Source organism: Ensifer adhaerens, from assembly GCF_013283195.1.
Taxonomy (GTDB): Bacteria; Pseudomonadota; Alphaproteobacteria; order Rhizobiales; family Rhizobiaceae; genus Ensifer; species Ensifer adhaerens_G.
Window position 1 is genome coordinate 3,214,555 of record NZ_JABEKT010000001.1, and the last position, 19,562, is coordinate 3,234,116.

General features: G+C 64.1%; 17 protein-coding genes. 14 read left to right on the forward strand and 3 right to left on the reverse strand.

Annotated features, from left to right (window positions below):
* Positions 1-234 precede the first annotated feature (234 nt).
* From LPJGGPFB_RS15310 to LPJGGPFB_RS15340, 7 genes are all read left to right on the forward strand, one after another.
* Positions 235-1,395 (forward strand): acyl-CoA dehydrogenase family protein, encoded by a 1,161-nt coding sequence (locus LPJGGPFB_RS15310; protein ID WP_173420683.1) that lies wholly within the window; start codon positions 235-237, stop codon positions 1,393-1,395.
* A gap of 267 nt (positions 1,396-1,662) precedes the next feature.
* Positions 1,663-3,732 (forward strand): acetate--CoA ligase family protein, encoded by a 2,070-nt coding sequence (locus LPJGGPFB_RS15315; RefSeq protein WP_173420684.1) that lies wholly within the window; start codon positions 1,663-1,665, stop codon positions 3,730-3,732.
* 4 nt (positions 3,733-3,736) lie between these two features.
* Positions 3,737-4,519, forward strand: coding sequence for a carnitinyl-CoA dehydratase (locus LPJGGPFB_RS15320; protein WP_173420685.1), 783 nt, complete (start codon positions 3,737-3,739; stop codon positions 4,517-4,519).
* 339 nt (positions 4,520-4,858) lie between these two features.
* Positions 4,859-6,448 carry an ABC transporter substrate-binding protein gene (locus tag LPJGGPFB_RS15325; protein WP_173420686.1) on the forward strand — a complete coding sequence of 530 codons (1,590 nt, stop codon included), beginning with the start codon at positions 4,859-4,861 and terminating at the stop codon, positions 6,446-6,448.
* Entirely contained in the window at positions 6,448-7,563 is a 1,116-nt protein-coding gene (locus tag LPJGGPFB_RS15330) for an ABC transporter permease (protein ID WP_173420687.1), read from the forward strand. The genes LPJGGPFB_RS15325 and LPJGGPFB_RS15330 overlap by 1 nt, the downstream gene beginning before the upstream one ends.
* Positions 7,560-8,387: an ABC transporter permease gene (locus LPJGGPFB_RS15335; RefSeq protein WP_173420688.1), complete on the forward strand. Its 828-nt coding sequence runs from the start codon at positions 7,560-7,562 to the stop codon at positions 8,385-8,387. Before LPJGGPFB_RS15330 ends, LPJGGPFB_RS15335 begins: the two co-directional genes overlap by 4 nt.
* Positions 8,388-8,406: 19 nt before the next feature.
* Positions 8,407-10,032 (forward strand): ABC transporter ATP-binding protein, encoded by a 1,626-nt coding sequence (locus LPJGGPFB_RS15340; RefSeq protein ID WP_173421058.1) that lies wholly within the window; start codon positions 8,407-8,409, stop codon positions 10,030-10,032.
* Positions 10,033-10,083: 51 nt separating this feature from the next.
* Here LPJGGPFB_RS15340 and LPJGGPFB_RS15345 read toward each other — a convergent pair whose 3' ends face one another.
* Together LPJGGPFB_RS15345 and LPJGGPFB_RS15350 are read right to left on the reverse strand one after the other, a co-directional pair.
* Positions 10,084-10,422: a PAAR domain-containing protein gene (locus LPJGGPFB_RS15345; protein WP_173420689.1), complete on the reverse strand. Its 339-nt coding sequence runs from the start codon at positions 10,420-10,422 to the stop codon at positions 10,084-10,086.
* 69 nt (positions 10,423-10,491) lie between these two features.
* A complete protein-coding gene (locus tag LPJGGPFB_RS15350; RefSeq protein ID WP_173420690.1) occupies positions 10,492-11,286 on the reverse strand; it encodes a helix-turn-helix domain-containing protein in 795 nt (264 codons plus the stop codon).
* A 129-nt stretch (positions 11,287-11,415) separates the two neighbouring features.
* Here LPJGGPFB_RS15350 and LPJGGPFB_RS15355 point away from each other — a divergent pair, with 129 nt between their 5' ends.
* From LPJGGPFB_RS15355 to LPJGGPFB_RS15385, 7 genes are all read left to right on the forward strand, one after another.
* The gene (locus LPJGGPFB_RS15355) at positions 11,416-13,005 is read left to right on the forward strand and encodes an ABC transporter substrate-binding protein (protein ID WP_173420691.1); all 1,590 of its coding nucleotides are present in this window, start codon (positions 11,416-11,418) and stop codon (positions 13,003-13,005) included.
* Positions 13,006-13,114: 109 nt separating this feature from the next.
* Positions 13,115-15,109, forward strand: coding sequence for a CocE/NonD family hydrolase (locus LPJGGPFB_RS15360; protein WP_173420692.1), 1,995 nt, complete (start codon positions 13,115-13,117; stop codon positions 15,107-15,109).
* Between the two features lie 66 nt (positions 15,110-15,175).
* The gene (locus LPJGGPFB_RS15365) at positions 15,176-15,670 is read left to right on the forward strand and encodes an HPP family protein (protein ID WP_173420693.1); all 495 of its coding nucleotides are present in this window, start codon (positions 15,176-15,178) and stop codon (positions 15,668-15,670) included.
* Positions 15,667-16,233, forward strand: a complete 567-nt coding sequence (locus LPJGGPFB_RS15370) for a TetR/AcrR family transcriptional regulator (RefSeq protein ID WP_173420694.1) — start codon at positions 15,667-15,669, stop codon at positions 16,231-16,233. The genes LPJGGPFB_RS15365 and LPJGGPFB_RS15370 overlap by 4 nt, the downstream gene beginning before the upstream one ends.
* Positions 16,234-16,364: 131 nt before the next feature.
* Positions 16,365-16,832, forward strand: coding sequence for an SRPBCC domain-containing protein (locus LPJGGPFB_RS15375; RefSeq protein ID WP_173420695.1), 468 nt, complete (start codon positions 16,365-16,367; stop codon positions 16,830-16,832).
* Positions 16,825-18,420 carry an MFS transporter gene (locus LPJGGPFB_RS15380; RefSeq protein ID WP_173420696.1) on the forward strand — a complete coding sequence of 532 codons (1,596 nt, stop codon included), beginning with the start codon at positions 16,825-16,827 and terminating at the stop codon, positions 18,418-18,420. Before LPJGGPFB_RS15375 ends, LPJGGPFB_RS15380 begins: the two co-directional genes overlap by 8 nt.
* 125 nt (positions 18,421-18,545) lie before the next feature.
* A complete protein-coding gene (locus LPJGGPFB_RS15385; RefSeq protein WP_173420697.1) occupies positions 18,546-18,965 on the forward strand; it encodes a GFA family protein in 420 nt (139 codons plus the stop codon).
* A 44-nt stretch (positions 18,966-19,009) separates the two neighbouring features.
* Here the strand turns inward: LPJGGPFB_RS15385 and LPJGGPFB_RS15390 are convergent, their stop codons facing one another.
* On the reverse strand, positions 19,010-19,411 hold the full coding sequence (locus LPJGGPFB_RS15390) for an ACT domain-containing protein (RefSeq protein ID WP_173420698.1): 402 nt from the start codon (positions 19,409-19,411) through the stop codon (positions 19,010-19,012).
* Positions 19,412-19,562 lie beyond the last annotated feature (151 nt).

Sequence of the window (19,562 nt, forward strand, 5' to 3'; positions counted from 1 at the left end):
CTCATCCCGCTGCCGCGACCTTCTCCCCGTAGACGGGGAGAAGGGACATGCCGCAACCGCTGGCTCCTTCAAAGGTCGCAGCGGTTCTGGTGGCCGCAGCGATGAGTTGCGCGAGAGGCGTCCCCTCTCCCCGCCTGCGGGGAGAGGGTTAGGGTGAGGGGCAGAATAAGCACGCCTGCGGTCGATGGGGAGATTGACCGCAGAACGCGCCAAACGAATTGCGAGGGAGAACACATGAATTTCGCACTGACCGAAGAACAGCAGATGATCGTCGACACGGTCAGGAGCTTTGTCGAAACCGAAATCTATCCGCATGAGGACGAGGTTGAGCGCACCGGCATCGTGCCGCGCGAACTCGGCCAGGACATTGCCCGCAAGTGCAAGGAACTCGGCTTCTTCGGCTGCAATTTCCCCGAAGAGGTCGGCGGCGCCGGCCTTGATCACACGTCCTTCACACTGGTCGAGCGCGAACTCGGCCGCGGCTCCATGGGCCTCACCGTCTTTTTCGGCCGGCCCTCGGGCATCCTGATGGCCTGCAACGATGAGCAGCGCGAAAGATATCTGCTGCCGGCCGTCAAGGGCGACAAGTTCGACGCGCTCGCCATGACCGAGCCGGATGCCGGCTCGGACGTGCGCGGCATGAAGTGTTTTGCCCGCCAGGACGGCGACGACTGGATCGTCAACGGCACCAAGCATTTCATCAGTCATGCCGACATCGCCGACTTCGTCATTGTCTTCATCGCCACCGGCGAGGAAGACACGCCGCGCGGCCCGAAGAAGAAGATCACCTGTTTCCTCGTCGATCGCGGCACGCCCGGATTCGAGATCCGCAAGGGCTACAATTCGGTTTCGCACCGCGGCTACAACAACTGCGTCCTGACCTTCGACGATTGCCGCCTGCCCTCCGCCCAGATCCTCGGCGAAGTGCACAAGGGCTTCGACGTCGCCAACGACTGGCTGTTCGCAACCCGGCTGACGGTGGCAGCAACCTCGGTCGGTCGCGCCCGCCGCGCCTTCGACTATGCGCTGAACTATGCGGCCGAGCGCAAGCAATTCGGCAAGCCGATCGGCGCCAACCAGGGCGTCTCCTTCAAGCTCGCCGACATGATCACCGAGATCGACGCAGCCGACCTCTTGACGCTGTCTGCCGCCTGGCGCCTCGACCAGGGCCTGCCGTCCAACCGCGAGATCGCGTCTGCCAAGGTTTACGCCACGGAAATGCTCGCCCGCGTCACCGACGAGGCGATCCAGATTTTCGGCGGCATGGGCCTGATGGACGACCTGCCGCTCGCCCGCTTCTGGCGCGACGCCCGCGTCGAGCGCATCTGGGACGGCACCTCGGAGATCCAGCGCCACATCATCAGCCGCGACCTGCTCAGGCCACTGGGAGCGTGATGGGATGATCGAGCAGGCGTCCTCTCCCTCCCTCGTTCCTGTGCTCGTCACAGGAATCCAGCAGCGGCACGGACGTGCCGCGCTTGACCAGAACCGGACCGGCGTTGGCGCCGTGAAAAAGAGCGCTCCTACCGGCTTGCCGACGCAAGCCGGCTGGATTCCTGTGACAAGCACCGGAATGAGGGTGTTGGCGGCCAGCAGTCAGACGGCCAGCGGCCCGGCGCCAGGTGCTCCTGAGGCCATCCACATGAGGGAGTGCGAAGCGGCATGACGCACACACCCCGCTCCCTCGACCGCCTGATCCGACCGAAATCCATCGCCGTCTTCGGCGGCAAGGAGGCGCGGCGGGTCATCGAACAATGCGACAAGATGGGCTTTGCCGGCGATATCTGGCCGGTCCACCCCAGGGAAGACCAGATCCTCGGCCGCAAGTGCTACCGCTCGGTCGCCGATCTTCCCGGTGCCCCTGACGCCTCCTTTGTCGGCGTCAACCGGCAGCTGACTATCGACATCATTGCATCCCTTTCTGCACGCGGTGCCGGCGGTGCCGTCTGTTACGCCTCTGGCTTCCGCGAGGCGGCAAGCGAACTCGACGACGGCAACGACATGCAGGAGGCGCTGGTCAAGGCCGCCGGCAACATGCCGATCGTCGGCCCCAATTGCTACGGCTTCATCAACATGCTCGACGGCGCCCTGCTCTGGCCCGACCAGCACGGCATGCAGCGCGTTGACAGGGGCGTCGCCGTGCTGACGCAATCCTCCAACATCGCCTGCAACATCTCGATGCAGACGCGCGGCCTGCCGCTCGCCTACCTCATGACCGCCGGCAACCAGGCGCAGACGGGCCTCTCCGACATCGCCTGTGCCGTGCTCGAAGACCCGCGCGTCACTGCCGTCGGCCTGCATATCGAGGGCTTCGACAGCATTGCCAGCCTCGAGCGGCTGGCGACGCGCGCCCGCGAACTCGGCAAACCGGTAGTAACATTGAAGGTCGGCAAGTCGGAGGCAGCCCAGCTTGCCACCGTCTCTCACACCGCCTCGCTTGCCGGCAACGATCGGGTCTCCTCGGCGCTGCTCGCCCGCCTCGGCATCGGCCGTGTCGATACGCTGCCGGCGCTGCTGGAAACGTTGAAGCTGCTGCATGTGGCCGGCCCGCTCGGAAGCAACGAGATCTCCTCGATGAGCTGCTCGGGCGGCGAGGCCTCGCTGATGGCCGACGCCGGCGTGCGCTACCGCGTGAACTATCGTGCTCTGCTTGATGAGCAGCGCCGCCCCTTGAAGGAAGCGCTCGGCGAGATGGTGACGATCGCCAACCCGCTCGACTACCACACCTTCGTCTGGGGCAACCGCGAGAAGCAGACCACGGCATTCAGCGCGATGATGAAGGGCGGCTATGCGCTGAACCTCATCGTGCTCGACTTTCCCCGCCAGGATCGCTGCGACGCGGCCGACTGGGTGACGACCTGCGACGCGGTGATCGACGCGGCGAAAGCGACCGGCGCCCGCGCCGGCATCGTCGCAAGCCTCGGCGAAAACATGCCGGAGCAGACGGCGCTGTCGCTGATGGCATCCGGCGTCATCCCCTTCTTCGGCATCGACGAGGCCTTGGCGGCGGTCGAAACCGCGGCAGGCATCGGCGCTGCCTGGGCGAAGCCCGTGCCGCCGAAACTGCTGAACGGCGGCGTTTCCGGCGGTGGTGGTGGTTCGATCACGCTCAGTGAACATGAAGCCAAGACCGAGCTTTCCGCATCGGGCTTGAGGATCCCGCCGGGCAAGATCGCATCGACGCCACAGGAGGCGGCCGCAGTTGCCGAAAGCCTCGGCTTCCCAGTCGTGCTCAAGGGCCTGGGTGTCGCCCACAAGACCGAGGCCGGCGCTGTCAAGCTCAACCTGACGAGCCGCGAAGAGGTGCTTGCGGCAGCAGAAGCCATGGCTTCGGTCGCGTCCGGCTATCTCGTCGAGAAGATGGTTGCGAAGCCCGTGGCCGAACTGATCATCGGCGCGATGCGCGATCCGGTCGCGGGCCCGGTGCTGACCATCGGCGCCGGCGGTATCCTCGTGGAACTGCTGGATGATTCCGCCATCCTGACGCTGCCGACGACGCCGGCTCTCATCCGCGAGGCGATCGACGGCCTGAAGATCCGCAAGCTTCTCGACGGCTATCGCGGTGGACCGAAGGGGGATTTTGCCGCCCTTGCCGACGCTGTCGCCGCTGCAGCATCCTATGTCGTTTCAAACGCTTCAATGCTCGAAGAACTCGATATCAATCCTTTGATGGTGTTACCGGAAGGCCATGGAGCCATCGCCGCCGACGCCCTGATACGCCGGAGGAACTGACGCCATGACCGGACCGATCCTGACACGCCGCGAAGGCGGCATTCTGGAAGTGACGATCGACCGGCCGAAGGCGAATGCCATCGACCTGAAGACCAGCCGGGTCATGGGCGAAATCTTCGCCGACTTCCGGGACGACGACAGCTTACGCGTCGCCATCATCACCGGCGCCGGCGAAAAATTCTTCTGTCCGGGATGGGACCTGAAGGCGGCTGCCGCCGGCGATGCGGTCGATGGCGATTACGGCATCGGCGGCTTCGGTGGCCTGCAGGAGCTGCGCGACCTCAACAAGCCGGTCATCGCCGCCGTCAACGGCATCTGCTGCGGTGGCGGTCTCGAGATTGCGCTCTCCACCGACCTGATCCTGGCGGCAGAGCATGCGACCTTCGCGCTGCCGGAAATCCGCTCGGGCACCGTTGCCGACGCCGCCTCCATCAAGCTGCCGAAGCGCATCCCCTATCACATCGCCATGGACATGCTCCTGACCGGCCGCTGGCTCGATGTCGTCGAGGCAAACCGCTGGGGCTTCGTCAACGAGATCCTGCCCGCGGATAAGCTGATGGCACGCGCCTGGGAGCTGGCACGGCTGCTCGAAAGCGGCCCACCGCTCGTCTATGCCGCGATCAAGGAAGTGGTGCGCGCTGCCGAGGGCGAGACCTTCCAGACGACGATGAACAAGATCACCCGCCGGCAGTTCAAGACCGTCGACATTCTCTATTCGAGCGAGGACCAGCTGGAGGGCGCAAAGGCCTTTGCCGAAAAGCGCGACCCGGTCTGGAAGGGGCGCTGACACGCTGCGTGCGGCGACGCAGGACTGAAAAACGTGCCGGTGATCCGGCCAAACGACGGCATGGAACGCGCGGGGGCATACTCGCGCGCCGCCGAAGGTCATGCATAAGTCATGCTTATGGAAATAAATGATAATTTAGGACGTTACAAGGTTCATCCAAGCGATTAGGCTTATCGATCTGAAGCCAAAAGCGTCCGCCCGGGAAAGGAGACAACAGGCAATCGAAGATGAAAAATGGCCCGAACGGCCGATCCGAAAGCCATCCGCAAGGTGGCGGTACGCAGCAATCTCTACCAACCACAACGAACGGCGAATGCCGACAAAGAAGGGAACAGGGGAATGAGCGATTACAAGGATTACCTCACACGACAGGTCATGCTCGGCAAGATGAACCGGCGTGAATTTCTCGGACGCGCGGCTGCAGCCGGCATCCTCGCATCGACCGCCGGCACGCTGTTTGCCACAAGCGCAGAGGCCCAGGAGCCCAAGCGCGGCGGCCATCTGAAGCTTGGCCTCGAAGGCGCTGCCGCCACCGACAGCAAGGACCCGGCAAAAGCACTCTCGCAATTCATGTTCGTCGTCGGCCGCAACTGGGGCGACATGCTGGTCGAAAGCCATCCGACCACAGGTGCGCCGGTGCCGGCGCTTGCCGAATCCTGGGAGCCGTCAGCCGACGCCTCGACCTGGACCTTCGCCATCCGCAAGGGCGTGAAGTTTCACGACGGCAAGGAACTGACAATCGACGACGTCATCAAGACACTGCAGCGCCACACCGACGAAAAGTCGGAGTCGGGCGCGCTTGGCGTGATGAAGTCGATCAAGGAGATCAAGGCGGACGGCGACAAGCTGGTCTTGACCCTGACGGAAGGCAATGCCGACCTGCCGCTGCTCCTGACCGATTACCACCTGATCATCCAGCCGAACGGCGGTCTCGACGCTCCCGACGCCATGATCGGCACCGGCCCCTACAAGGTGGCAAGCTTCGAAGCCGGCGTGCGCGCCACGTTCGAGCGCAATGCCGACGACTGGCGCACCGATCGCGGCTTCGTCGATTCGGTCGAACTGATCGCGATGAACGACGCCACGGCCCGCATCGCGGCGCTTTCCTCCGGTCAGGTCCACTTCATCAACCGCGTGGACCCGAAAACAGTCAACCTCCTGAAGAAGGCGCCGACCGTCGAAATCCTGAATACGTCCGGCCGCGGCCATTACGTCTTCATCATGCACGCCAACACCGCGCCGTTCGACAACAATGACCTGCGCATGGCGCTGAAATATTCGATGGACCGCGAAACCATGGTCCAGCGCATCCTCGGCGGTTACGGCAAGGTCGGCAACGACTTCCCGATCAACGACACCTATGCCCTCTTCCCCGAAGGCATCGAGCAGCGCGCCTACGACCCCGACAAGGCGGCCTTCCACTACAAGAAGTCCGGCCACAGCGGCCCGGTGCTGCTGCGCACCTCCGACGTCGCCTTCCCGGGCGCGGTCGACGCGGCCGTTCTCTACCAGGAAAGCGCCAAGAAGGCCGGCATCGAGATCGAGGTCAAGCGCGAACCGGGCGACGGCTACTGGACCAACGTCTGGAACGTCCAGCCCTTCTCGACATCCTACTGGGGCGGTCGCCCGACCCAGGATCAGATGTATTCGACGGCCTATCTGTCGACCGCCGACTGGAACGACACCCGCTTCCTCAGGCCCGACTTCGACAAGATCCTGCTCGAGGCCCGCGCCGAACTGGATGAGGCCAAGCGCAAGGACATGTATCGCACCATGGCAATGATGGTGCGCGACGAAGGCGGCCTGATCCTGCCGATGTTCAACGACTTCGTGAACGCCTCCACCAAGCAGGTGAAGGGCTTCGTCCACGATATCGGCAACGACATGTCGAACGGCTACGTCGCCACCCGCGTCTGGCTCGACGCCTGATGATGGAAAGCGGACCGCTCACTGGTCCGGTTCCGACGGATGGGACCGCGGATGGAACACATCCGCGGTCTGCCGCTCTTTCCGGTGTACCAGCAAAACCCAACCCCGCCGATGCCAAGGGTGAAATCGACGGCACCTTCTGGCGGCGCTTTGTCTTTCGCCGCCCGCTCGCGGCGCTGATCCTGCAGCGCCTCGGCTTGAGCGTCGGGCTGCTTTTTGCCGTGTCGCTGATGATTTTCGGCGGCATCGAGGCGCTTCCGGGCGATTTCGCCACCACCTATCTCGGCCAGTCGGCAACGCCGCAGGCCGTCGAAAACATTCGCAAGGACCTCGGCCTCGACAAGCCTTGGAGCGAGCGATATCTCTCCTGGCTCGGTGGTGCCGTGCAGGGTGACTTCGGCACCTCCTGGGCCAGCAAGAATTCGGTCGGCGAACAGATCGGCAAGCGGCTCGGCAATTCGCTGTTCCTCGCCTTCTTCGCCGCAATCGTCTCCGTACCGCTTGCCGTCGGCCTCGGCATGCTCGCGGTGCAGTTCCGAAACCGGCTGCCCGACAAGATCATCAACGTCGTCTCGCTTGCGGCCATCTCGCTGCCCGAGTTCTTCGTCGGTTATCTTCTGATCATGTTTTTCGCCGTCAAATTCGGCGTCGCCACCTTCCCCGCGACGGTCTATGACAGCATGAGCTTCACCGAGCGCCTCTCCGCAATCGCGCTGCCAGTCGCAACCCTCGTGCTCGTCGTTCTCGCCCACATGATGCGCATGACCAGGGCCGCGATCCTCAACGTCATGTCGTCGGCCTATGTCGAGACGGCCGAGCTCAAGGGCCTCGGCATGTTCCGTATCATCGCCCGCCACGCCGCTCCCAATGCCGTGGCGCCCGTCATCAACGTCATCGCCCTCAATCTCGCCTATCTCGTCGTCGGGGTCGTCGTGGTCGAGGTTGTGTTCGTCTATCCCGGCATGGGGCAGTACATGGTGGATGCGGTGACCGTGCGTGACATGCCGGTGGTTCAGGCCTGCGGCCTGATCTTTGCGGCCTTCTACATCTTCCTCAACATGGCGGCGGACATTATCGCCATTCTCGCCAATCCGAGACTGAGGCACCCGCGATGAACCTGAGATCCATCCCTCTGAGCGCCTGGATCGGCATTGCCGGCATAACGATCGCGATCTTCTGCGCGCTGTTTGCGCCTGTTATCGCCCCGTTCGGCGAACGCGAAGTCGTCGGCGACGTCTGGCTTCCTGCCGGCGGCGACTTCCTGCTCGGCACCGACAATCTCGGTCGCGACCTGCTGTCGCGTCTGATCTATGGCGCCCGCACCACCATCTTCGTGGCGCTGGCGGCAACTGTGCTGTCCTTCTCGCTCGGCATGATCCTGTCGTTCACGGCGGCTGTCATGGGCGGCTTCGTCGACCAGTTCTTTTCCCGCTTCAACGATCTGATGATGGCGATCCCGACGCTGATCTTCGCCCTCGTCGTACTGGCGGTGCTGCCGCAGCATCTGTGGATCCTGATCCTGGTCATGGCGGTGCTCGATAGCACCCGCGTTTTCCGTATCGGCCGAGCCGTCGCACTCGATGTCGCCGTCATGGAGTTCGTCGAGGCGGCACGGCTGCGCGGCGAAGGCAGCACGTGGATCATCTTCCGCGAGATCCTGCCCAACACGTTGTCACCGCTCTTGGCCGAGTTCGGCCTGCGCTTTGCCTTTTCCATCCTGTTTCTGTCCACCCTCTCCTTCCTCGGCCTCGGCATCCAGCCGCCTGCAGCCGACTGGGGTGGCATGGTCAAGGACAACAAGGACGGCATCATCTTCGGCATCTCCGCAGCCCTCATCCCGGGTGCGGCGATCGCGACGCTGGCGATCTGCGTCAACCTCGTGGTCGATTGGCTGATGAAGCGAACCTCCAGCCTCAAGGGAGGACGCGGCGATGCCTGAGTCTTCATCTGCAAAGAACATGCTTCTTTCCGTCAGAAACCTGAAGATCGAAGCAACCAGCTATCCACCGGGCGAACCGCCGAAAACCGTGACGCTTGTCGAAGGTGTGTCCTTCGACCTTGAGAAGGGAAAGGTACTCGGCCTGATCGGCGAATCCGGTGCCGGCAAATCGACCATCGGCCTGTCGGCGCTCGCCTATGGCCGCGGCGGCGTGCGCATCACCGGCGGCCAGGCCCTGCTCGATGGCAAGGATATCCTGACGCTTGACAAGAACGGCATCCGCTCGATCCGCGGCGCGCGTGTCTGCTACGTCGCCCAATCGGCAGCCGCCGCCTTCAACCCGGCGCACCGGCTCGGCGACCAGGTGATCGAGGCGTCGCTTCGCCACGGCATCATGAACCGCGAAGAAGCGAAGAAGCGCGCACTCTATCTCTTCCGGGTGCTCGGCCTGCCGAACCCGGAGACCTTCGGCGACCGTTACCCTCATCAGGTCTCGGGCGGCCAGCTGCAGCGGGCGATGACCGCGATGGCACTCTGCCCCAACCCGGAGCTGATCGTCTTCGACGAACCGACGACGGCGCTCGACGTCACCACCCAGATCGACGTGCTTGCCGCCATCAAGCACGCGATCGAGGAAACGCACACCGCAGCCCTCTACATCACTCACGATCTCGCGGTCGTCGCCCAGATCTCCGACGACATCATGGTGCTGCGCCACGGCAAGACAGTGGAATATGGCACGACCCAGCAGATCATCGAGGCACCAAAGGAAGACTATACCCGCGCCCTCGTCAGCGTGCGCCAAACCAAGCGCGACGAGGCGCCTGATCAGACCGGCACGCAGCTGAAGATCGAGCATATCAGCGCCGGCTACGCCAACGGCTTCAAGGTGCTGCATGACGTGTCCATGCATCTGCCCAAGGGCCAGACGCTGGCGATCGTCGGCGAAAGCGGTTCTGGCAAGTCGACGCTGGCGCGCGTCATCACTGGCCTGCTACCGCCGACCGAGGGCCGCATCACCTTCGAAGGCAAGGAACTGCCGCGGGCGCTGAAGGGCCGCAGCAATGACGAGCTGCGCCGGATCCAGATGATCTACCAGATGGCCGATACGGCGATGAACCCGCGCCAGACGGTGCGCGACATCGTCGGCAGGCCGCTCTCCTTCTACTTCGGCATGCATGGCGCCAAGAAGACGGCGCGGGTCAAGGAACTGCTCGACCAGATCGAGATGGGAACGCGTTTCCTCGATCGTTATCCGGCCGAGCTTTCCGGCGGACAGAAGCAGCGTGTCGCCATTGCACGGGCGCTTGCCGCAGAGCCGGAACTGATCCTCTGCGACGAACCGACCTCGGCGCTCGATCCGCTGGTGGCCGAAGGCATCCTGAATCTGCTTCTGAAGCTGCAGGAGGAAACCGCTGTTTCCTATGTCTTTATCACCCATGACATCGCCATCGTCCGGGCGATCGCCGACAGCGTCGCCGTGATGCATCGCGGCAAGCTTGTGCGGTTCGGGCCGAAGTCGAAAGTACTGGCGCCCCCCTTCGACGACTATACCGACCTCTTGCTCAAATCCGTGCCCGAGATGGAAATCGGCTGGCTGGAACGGGTGTTGAAGACGCGGCGCATGGAAAGCGCCGGCAACTGAGGACCGACACGGTCTCCTCTCCCGGCTCACCGGGAGGGGAGAAAGCAGCGATCATTTCGCCTTGCAGGCGACATCGCCCAGCCGCTGCGCCGCCTGGCCTTCGAATGTCACCGTCGGTTCTCCCTTGGCGGTGCAATCTCCCGCAGCACCACTGCCGGAGCGAAAATGCACCACCGGCTGCCCCTCGATCATGATGCTCGGCACCACCTCGTAAAGCTCTGGCGGGCAGTTGGCGACGTCGGAAAGCCTGAGCGCCGGTTGGCCGCCGATCATGACACTGGTGGAGCCCGAAAGCGCGCAGGCCGGGATCGGTGGGCGCGCGTCTTGCGCCTCCGACGGCATGGCCGAGACCACGAACAGAAATCCTGACCCGACAACAGCAGATTTCATCGGCTTCCCTCAACGATACGGTCACTTGCTCCTGGCGCAATCTAGGACGGCAACGCCAAGGCCGCCACCTCAATAATCGGTCGGCACCGTCAGCACGTCGGCGTCAGGCGTTTCGAGAAAGGTTCGCACCGTCGCTGGCAATTGCCGCGACCCCGCAGCCAGCACCCCGCAGCGCGACAGCATCTGCCGCAGATCCGGCTCCTGACCAAGCGTGCGCCAGATCATCCGCGAGGCATAGGGCAGGTTCTCCTTGCGCCAGGAGACGCCCATGGTCGTGCCGCGCAGATAGACGCGCTGATGCACCTCGAACGGCATCAGGATCGTCTGCGACAGCATAGGCTGGCGCCCGACGCTGCGCTCGGCGATGAAGATGCGGTTGCGCCAGAAGGTGACGAGGCCGACATACTTGGAAAACTGCTGGATTTCGTTGGCAGCGTCGCGGATGCGCTCGATCGATTTCACCCGGATCGAGCCGCTCTCCTCATGGACACGGGCGCAGGAGCAGACGACGCGGCCCGGCCAGGACGGCGACAGATGATAGGTCTGGTAATAGCCGACATGGCGGCGAAGGCTCGCGAGATCACCTGGAAAGCCTTCGAGCAGCAGCCCGGCTTCAGAGCGGTCGCGATCGGGCCTGACCACCCGGGCTTCGAACAGTTTCGGCGACAGCGAAAAGTCCTGCGCCTGCAGCCCGAAGAAACTGGCGATGCGCGCGACATTGTGCGCTGAAGGCCGCGCCTCGCCGCTGATATAACGGTTGAACTGCTGACGGTTGATGCCGATCTCGCGGCAGATCTGCGAGATCGAACGTCGCGTCGCGCAGGCAAAACGAAGGTTAGCGGCAAAGAGGTCGGCGTCGTGCACGTGCGGCTCCCCAATGGTCTGGAGAGGGTAGCGTAAAGTCGCGTAAACCAGCGTCAAGTCGCGAAATTGTGTGACCTGCAGCAGCCGTTAGGTTTTCCCTTGAAACAACACATAAGAGGGAACCTGCACATGACCGATTTCACCAAGCGTCCCGACGGCCTTCTGGTACCGGCCGGCATCAACCGCCGCGGCTTTCTGGCCGGCACCGCAGCCCTCGGTCTGGCGGCAGGCCTTGGCGGCACGATGCTGGCGGGCGATGCGCGCGCCGAAGAGCCCAAGCGCGGCGGCCACCTGAAGCTGGGCCTCAAGGGCGGCGCCACCACCGATACGCTCGATCCCGCCGGCTACAGCGGCTCGGTCTCCTTCGTCATCGGCCATCTCTGGGGCGACACGCTGGTCGAATCCGATCCGAAGACCGGCGCGCCGCTGCCGGCCCTTGCCGAATCCTGGGAGCCCTCGGCGGATGCGTCGCAATGGACCTTCAAGATCCGCAGCGACGTCAGCTTCCACGACGGCAGCAAGATGACGATTGCCGACGTCGTCGCCACGCTGAAGCGGCATTCGGACGAAGGCTCGAAGTCGGGCGCGCTCGGCCTGATGCGCTCGATCAAGACCATCGAGGAGAAAGCCGGCGCGCTGGTGCTGACGCTGACCGAAGGCAATGCCGACCTGCCGCTGCTGCTCACCGACTACCACCTGATCATCCAGCCGCGCGGCGGCGTCGACAACCCCGCCTCGCCGATCGGCACCGGCCCCTACAAGCTTGCAAGCTACGAGGCGGGCCTGCGCTCGACCTTCGAGAAGAATGCCAACGACTGGCGCCAGGATCGTGGCTTCGTCGACAGCGTCGAAATCATCGTGATGAACGACACGACCGCCCGCATCGCGGCGCTCTCCTCCGGCCAGGTGCACTTCATCAACAACATCGATCCGAAGACCGTGCCGCTTTTGAAGCGCGCGCCGCGCGTCGAAATCCTGCGCACCGCCGGCAAGGGCTTCTACAGCTTCCTGATGCACTGCGACACCGCCCCCTTCGACAACAACGACCTCCGGCTGGCGCTGAAGTATGCGATCGACCGTCAGGCGATCCTCGACCGGGTCGTCGGCGGCTTCGGAACGCTCGGCAACGACTACCCCGTCAACGAGAACTATGCGCTGGCGCCCGAGGGCATCGAGCAGCGCGCCTACGACCCCGACAAGGCCGCCTTCCACTTCAAGAAGTCGGGCCACGACCGGCCGATCCTCTTGCGCACCTCGGATGCCGCCTTCCCCGGCGCCATCGACGCGGCGGTCCTGTTCCAGGAAAGCGCCAAGAAGGCCGGCATCGAGCTCGAGGTTCGCCGCGAGCCGGAGGATGGCTACTGGACCAATGTCTGGAACGTCCAGCCCTTCTGCGCCTCCTACTGGGGCGGCCGCCCAACGCAGGATTCGCGTTACTCCACCTCCTACCTCTCGAGCGCCGAGTGGAACGACACCCGCTTCAAGCGCGAAGACTTCGACAAGCTCCTGCTCCAGGCCCGCTCGGAACTCGACGATGCCAAGCGCAAGGAGATGTACAAGACGATGGCGATGACCGTGCGCGACGAAGGCGGCCTGATCCTGCCGGTGTTCAACGACTACGTGAACGCGGCCACCGCCTCGCTGAAGGGCTTCGTGCACGACATCGGCAACGACCTGTCGAACGGCTATGTCGCAAGCCGCGTGTGGTTCGACAGCTAAGACGGCGGATTTTGGCCGGCAAAGAAAGAGACAGGGCATTTCCAGCAAAAGCGCGTGACGGTCTTGCCGGAAATGCCTGAAAACCATGAGAATGAGCGGAACAAGCGATATGTCAGACCGTGACTTCACCCTGATCGAGAACGAGTGGATCCGATTGAAGGACGGCACCCGCCTTGCCGCCCGGATCTGGATGCCCGCCGGCACGGACGCAGATCCTGTGCCGGCTGTGCTCGAATACCTGCCCTACCGCAAGCGCGGCGGCACCAGCCTTCGCGATGAGTCGACCTATCCAGTGTTTGCCGCCGCCGGCATTGCCGGCGTGCGTGTCGACATCCGCGGCTCGGGCGAAAGCGACGGCGTCATCGACGGCGAGTATACGCCGCGCGAGCTTGCAGACGGCTGCGAGATCATCGAGTGGATCGCCGCCCAGCCCTGGTCAAACGGCAAGGTCGGCATGATGGGCATCTCCTGGGGCGGCTTCAACTGCCTGCAGGTCGCAGCCTTGAAGCCGCCGGCCCTGAAAGCCGTCATCTCCATCGCCTCCACCGTCGACCGCTATAACGACGACATCCACTACAAGAACGGCTGCCATCTCTCTGCCCAACTCTCCTGGGCAGCGACGATGCTGGCCTATCAATCACGCTCGCCGGACCCTGAAATCGTCGGCGATCGCTGGAAGGAAATGTGGCTGGAGCGCCTGGAAAACGAGCCCTATTTCATGGAGGAATGGCTTGAGCATCAGCGCCGCGACGCCTTCTGGCAGCACGGCTCGATCTCGGACAATTTCGACAGCTTCGACACGCCGGCGCTCGTCATCGCCGGCTGGGCCGACGGCTATCGCAACACGCCGCTGAAAGCCGTCGAGGGTCTCGGCACGAAGGCCAAGGCGATGATCGGCCCCTGGGTGCACAAATATCCGCATTTCGCCTGGCCGAAGCCGCGCGCCGATTTCCACGGCGAGGCGATCCGCTGGTGGAACCGCTGGCTGCGCGACGAGAACAACGGCGCCGAGGGCGGACCGCAGGTGCGCGCCTACATCCTCGACGGCCCGCGCCCGGCAGTGCGGCGCGACAACGACCCCGGCCGCTGGGTCGCCAAGGATGTCTGGCAGACGCCGGTGATGCAGGTTCTCGGCGTCACACTCGACGGCCGGCTTGCGATCAACACGAAAGCCGCGGGTATCGGCGAGGTGTTCTTGAAGTCGCCGCTCGACACCGGAACGGCATCGGGCGAGTACTTCACCCTGAAGCCCGACGCCGAAATGGCCGGCGACCAGCGCATCGACGATGCCGGTGCGCTGACCTTCGAAACACGTCCCTTGCTGGAGGCCGAAGACTACCTCGGCCAGGCACGCGTCTCCGTCGATGTCACTTGCGCCGCCGACACCGCCAACCTCGTTGCCCGCATCGTCGACGTGCATCCGGATGGCACCGCCACACGCATCGCCTTCGGCGTGCTCAACCTGGCGCACCGCGACGGCAATGCCGAACCGCGAGCGATGGAAAAAGGTCGGCGGACCCGGATCACCCTGGTGCTCGACGCCTGCGGCTACCGCGTGCGCGCCGGTCACCGCATCCGGCTGTCGCTGTCGACCTCATATTGGCCGATGATCCTGCCGCCGCCGAGCGATCCCGGCCTGACAATCGACACGTCCACCCTGGCGTTGTCTCTCCCGCTGCTCGGCCAGCACAACGAGGTCGTGGTGCCGGCGCCGGAAAACCCCGATCCGCTGCCGAAATACATCGAGCATACGGCCGGCAGCACCAGCCGCACCGTCGAGCGCGACATGACCAACGGCGTCACGCACTACCGGATCTACGAGGATGGCGGCCTGAGCGAGCACCCCGATACCGGTCTTTCGACGCAGGACATCCGCGACGAGACCTGGTCGATCGCCCCCGACGATCCGCATTCGATGGTCGGGACCTCCACATGGACCTGCATCGCCAGGCGCGACGGCTGGTCGGTGCGCACCGTCTCGACGTCCGTGCTCACCTGTGACGCCAACGACTGGATCACCGAAGCCAAGATCGTCGCCTATGAAAACGACGCTCCGATCTTTGAGAAGACCTTCTCCAAGCGGGTCGCGCGCGACCTGATGTAAGCGCATCTTGACTCCAACGGCGCATGACTGTACCAATCGGTAAACAATTTACTGATCGGTACAGTCATGCGCCATTTCTTCTTTCGTCACCAGCCTCCCATCCACATCGGCCGTGGCCTGATCGCCGGCATCGGCGGCCTTGTCGCCATCGCCGCCGTCGGCGCCCTCACCAACATCGTCGGCGAGCCACTGCTGATGGCGCCGTTCGGCGCCAGTTGCGTGCTGATCTTCTCGGTGGCCGGCAGCCCGCTTTCCCAGCCCGCCAACGTCGTCGGCGGCCATCTGGTCGCGACATTCGTCGGCCTCGTCCTGCGCGCGCTCTTCCCCAACGAATGGTGGGCGGTCGGCCTTGCCGTCGGCGCGGCGATCGCGCTGATGGCGGCGCTGCGCATCACCCACCCGCCGGCCGGCGCCAACCCGCTGGTGGTCTTTGCCAGCGACCCCGGCTTCGAATTTCTACTGTTCCCCGTGCTGACCGGCTCGCTGATACTGGTCGCCGTCGGCACGCTGTTTCATCGTTTCGGCAAGGTCGAGTATCCGCTCTTGAGGAAGCCCGCATGAGCCGCGTCGTCGCCGAACGCCAGGACGTCATCGCCACGCTTGCCGAGGTCTTTCGCGAGCACGGTTATGACGGCGCGAGCCTGAGCCTGATCACCGAGAAGACCGGGCTCGGCAAGGGCAGCCTCTATCACTTCTTTCCCGGCGGGAAGGAAGAGATGGCCGAGGCGGTGCTTGGCGACATCGCCTCATGGTTCCAGACCCACATCTTCGACCGGCTGAACGACAGCGAAACGCCGGCAGCGGCGATCGACGACATGTTTGCTTCCGTCGACGGCTACTTTCGCCAGGGCCGCCGCCTCTGCCTGATGGGCGTCATTGCCGCGAGCGGCGCCCATGATCGCTTCTCGGTCGAGCTCAACCGCTACTTCGCCGACTGGCGGACGGCGCTGGCCGAAGCGCTCGGCCGCCAGGGCATGGCGGAAAAAGAACGGCAGGCGCTCGCCGAAGAGGTCATCGGCGGCATTCAGGGCGCGCTCATCCTTGCGCGCAGCCTCGATGATCCCCAGGCCTTCAGCCGGATCCTCGCCCGCCTCAAGGCGCGCTGCCAGCCATCACAAAACTGACAAACATCAGGTCCGGGCCCCTCGCGCCTTGACAATTCTCTGCTCGTCCAGTTATTAACCTTCAAGTTAAATAACTTTCGAGTTAAAGAACCGCCACGCACGACGATTGCGCTGGCCGCGGGAGGTTTGTCATGGCATTGGCCGGGGAAAGCGCATCGCGCGAACACAGACTGAGCCTCGAAATCACCAGGATCTTCGATGCGCCGCGCAGCCTCGTCTTCAAGGTCTGGTCTACGCCCGAGCACGCCTTGCGCTGGTGGGGGCCGCGCGACTTCACCGCCCATTCCATGAAGATGGACTTCCGCCCCGGCGGCGCCTGGCGCGGCTGCATCCGCTCGCCGGAAGGACAAGACTATTGGATGGGCGGCATCTATCGCGAAGTGATCGAGCCGGAAAAACTCATCTTCACCTTTGCCTGGGACGAGGAGGGCAAGCCGGGAGCTGACACGTTGATCACGGTGTCCTTCGCCGATGTCGGCGGCAAGACGCGCCTGACCTTCCACCAGACACCGTTCGATAGTGTCGACGAGCGCGACTCGCACCAGGAAGGCTGGGGCGAGTGCCTCGAAAGGCTGCGGGAGTATCTTTCTGATGTCTGACGCACCCGACACGGCAGAGACCGCACCAGGCCCGAAGGCGACGCGGCGCGAATGGATCGGCCTTGCCGTCCTCGCCCTGCCCTGCATGCTCTACTCCATGGACCTGACCGTCCTGAACCTCGCGGTTCCCCAGCTCACCGAACAGTTGAAGCCCACTGCCTCGCAGCTGCTGTGGATCGTCGATATCTACGGCTTCATGGTGGCGGGCTCGCTGATCACCATGGGCACGCTCGGCGACCGCATCGGCCGGCGCCGGCTGCTGATGATCGGCTCGATCGCCTTCGGCATCGCCTCGGTGCTCGCCGCCTTTGCCTGGAGTGCGGAAACGCTGATCCTGGCGCGCGCAGTCCTTGGCGTCGCCGCCGCCACGCTCGCGCCCTCGACGCTATCGCTGATCCGCAACATGTTTCTCGACGACAAGCAGCGCACATTGGCGATCGGTATCTGGATCGCCAGCTTCTCAGCCGGCGGCGCCATCGGCCCTGTCGTCGGCGGGCTGATGCTGTCGCAGTTCTGGTGGGGCTCCGTCTTCCTGCTGGCGGTCCCTGTCATGATCCTGCTTCTGATCCTCGGCCCGATGCTGCTGCCGGAATTCCGCGACCCCAATGCCGGCCGGCTCGATTTCGTCAGCGCCGGGCAGTCGCTCGTCGCCGTTCTGTCGGTGATCTATGGCATGAAGCGGATCGCCGAAGATGGTCTCGACGTCACCGCCGTGTTCTTCATCCTGCTCGGGCTGACGGTCGCCCTCCTGTTTGCCAGGCGCCAGAGCCGGCTTGCCGATCCGCTGATCGACCTGGCCCTGTTCAGGACCCCGGCCTTCAGCGCGGCGCTCGGCGTCAACATTCTCGGCCTGTTCGTCGGCTTCGGCGCCTTCCTGTTCGTGGCGCAGTACCTACAGCTCGTGCTCGGCCTCTCGCCGTTCGTCGCCGGTCTCTGGTCGGTGCCGACGGGTGTGGCCATGGTGCTCGGCTCGATCTTGGTGCCGTCGCTGGCCACGCGTTACGCCGCCTCCAACCTGATTGCGGCCGGCTTCGTCCTGACCGCCATCGGCTTTGCCATCTGCACCCAGGTCGAAACGACCAGCAGCCCCCTGCTCGTCACGACAGGCCTGGTCGTCCTCTGCCTCGGTTTTGCGCCGGTCGGCACATTAACCACGGACCTGATCGTCGGCTCCGCCCCGCCGGAGCGCGCTGGTGCCGCCTCGGCGATCTCGGAAACCAGCTTCGAATTTGGCGGCGCGCTTGGCATCGCCGTGCTTGGCAGCATGTTGACGGCAGCCTACCGCAGCCGCATGGACGCGGTGGTCGTCACCGGCCTTCCCGAAGACACGGTCGAGGCTGCACGCCAGACGCTGGGCGGTGCCGTCGCCATCGCCGAACAGCTTCCGGGGGAACAGTCCGAACGGTTGCTGACTGCCGCCCGCGACGTCTTCACCAATTCCTTCGCCTTCACCGCATCGATCTGCGTCGCCCTGTCGCTGCTGACGGCGCTGCTCGCCTTCCTGCTTCTGCGCAAGGCGACCGGCAACGGCGCCGACAACGATCCTGTGATCGCCGACGAGGCGGAAGTCTCTGCCAAGGCAGGATAGCAAGTCGCGTCCGCGTCGCGGACGCCAGCACATGAATTGCATCAACGTCCATCTCTGCAGCGTCATCGTCCCCGGCCGAAAGACCGGGGCCGGCTGACCTCTGCCTAACGACAGGAGACCTTCCGATGAAAAAGCCCTATCGCGGCAGCTGCCACTGCGGCGCCGTTGCCTTCGAATGCCAGCTCGATTTTGCCGAAGGCATCCGCCGCTGCAATTGCAGCTTCTGCGCCAAGACGCGCATGCAGAAATCCTTCGCGCTTCGCGACGAGTTCGCGATCACCAAGGGCAAGGAAGCGCTGACGAGCTACCGGGCAGTGCCATCGAATTGGCGCGAGGGCGACGTCGACCATTATTTCTGCAGCCGCTGCGGCGTCAGGCCGTTTTCCCGCGGCTACCTCAAGGATTTCCTCGGCCATTTCTACGCTGTCAACGTCGCCTGCCTCGACGGCGTCAGCGATGAGGAACTGGGCGCGGCCCCCATCATCTACGAGAACGGCCGTCACGACGACTACGAAAACCCGCCCGCCGACATCCGCTTCATGTGATCAGCAAAGCCCGGAAAGCCGGTAAGGTACCAAGCGGGGTCAGGTCAGGCGGGGCTCAGCGCCCGCAGTGCCTCAAGCGCACGTTCGGCGTCCGCCTCAGGTACGAAGATGTGGTCGTGATAATAGGCAGCGACGACATTCGCGCTGATGCCTTCGCGCGTCAGCGCCGTCGCCACCGCTGCCGTGAGCCCGACGGCTTCGAGCGCCGAATGCACGTTGAGCGTGATGCGAGCAAGCAACGGCCCATAGGAAAGGTCGGCGGCATCCGCCGCCGGGCGCTCCAGGATCAGGGTCACCCCTTCGTCCTCGCGATAGGTCGCAAGCGGCTCAAGTGTCATGTAACGCTGCGCCTCGTCATGGGGCACGGTGCAATAGACGTAAGTCTGCGGAAACAAAACCGGCGCCATCGTCGCCAGCAGCTTCGCAAGATCCGTTTCCCCGACCATCGTCCCTCCCCGCAATGTCTCGCGATCCTCATTTCGAGGGACCGCCGTGTCCTCGTGACTGTGGTAGCGGATCGTCACATTGCCGTGAAGCACGCTCTTGCGATTTGCTTTCGAATGATCTCGCGAAAAACATGGGCGCAACACGGCCGCC

What these genes read in the sequence shown, in the direction of transcription:
- LPJGGPFB_RS15330 (WP_173420687.1), top strand. Translation starts at nt 6,448, where the DNA reads ATGATGGAAAGCGGACCGCTCACTGGTCCGGTTCCGACGGATGGGACC.
- LPJGGPFB_RS15310 (WP_173420683.1), top strand. Translation starts at nt 235, where the DNA reads ATGAATTTCGCACTGACCGAAGAACAGCAGATGATCGTCGACACGGTC.
- LPJGGPFB_RS15385 (WP_173420697.1), top strand. Translation starts at nt 18,546, where the DNA reads ATGAAAAAGCCCTATCGCGGCAGCTGCCACTGCGGCGCCGTTGCCTTC.
- LPJGGPFB_RS15345 (WP_173420689.1), bottom strand. Translation starts at nt 10,422, where the DNA reads ATGAAATCTGCTGTTGTCGGGTCAGGATTTCTGTTCGTGGTCTCGGCC.
- LPJGGPFB_RS15380 (WP_173420696.1), top strand. Translation starts at nt 16,825, where the DNA reads ATGTCTGACGCACCCGACACGGCAGAGACCGCACCAGGCCCGAAGGCG.
- LPJGGPFB_RS15390 (WP_173420698.1), bottom strand. Translation starts at nt 19,411, where the DNA reads ATGGTCGGGGAAACGGATCTTGCGAAGCTGCTGGCGACGATGGCGCCG.
- LPJGGPFB_RS15355 (WP_173420691.1), top strand. Translation starts at nt 11,416, where the DNA reads ATGACCGATTTCACCAAGCGTCCCGACGGCCTTCTGGTACCGGCCGGC.
- LPJGGPFB_RS15360 (WP_173420692.1), top strand. Translation starts at nt 13,115, where the DNA reads ATGTCAGACCGTGACTTCACCCTGATCGAGAACGAGTGGATCCGATTG.
- LPJGGPFB_RS15335 (WP_173420688.1), top strand. Translation starts at nt 7,560, where the DNA reads ATGAACCTGAGATCCATCCCTCTGAGCGCCTGGATCGGCATTGCCGGC.
- LPJGGPFB_RS15365 (WP_173420693.1), top strand. Translation starts at nt 15,176, where the DNA reads ATGCGCCATTTCTTCTTTCGTCACCAGCCTCCCATCCACATCGGCCGT.
- LPJGGPFB_RS15325 (WP_173420686.1), top strand. Translation starts at nt 4,859, where the DNA reads ATGAGCGATTACAAGGATTACCTCACACGACAGGTCATGCTCGGCAAG.
- LPJGGPFB_RS15340 (WP_173421058.1), top strand. Translation starts at nt 8,407, where the DNA reads ATGCTTCTTTCCGTCAGAAACCTGAAGATCGAAGCAACCAGCTATCCA.
- LPJGGPFB_RS15375 (WP_173420695.1), top strand. Translation starts at nt 16,365, where the DNA reads ATGGCATTGGCCGGGGAAAGCGCATCGCGCGAACACAGACTGAGCCTC.
- LPJGGPFB_RS15315 (WP_173420684.1), top strand. Translation starts at nt 1,663, where the DNA reads ATGACGCACACACCCCGCTCCCTCGACCGCCTGATCCGACCGAAATCC.
- LPJGGPFB_RS15370 (WP_173420694.1), top strand. Translation starts at nt 15,667, where the DNA reads ATGAGCCGCGTCGTCGCCGAACGCCAGGACGTCATCGCCACGCTTGCC.
- LPJGGPFB_RS15320 (WP_173420685.1), top strand. Translation starts at nt 3,737, where the DNA reads ATGACCGGACCGATCCTGACACGCCGCGAAGGCGGCATTCTGGAAGTG.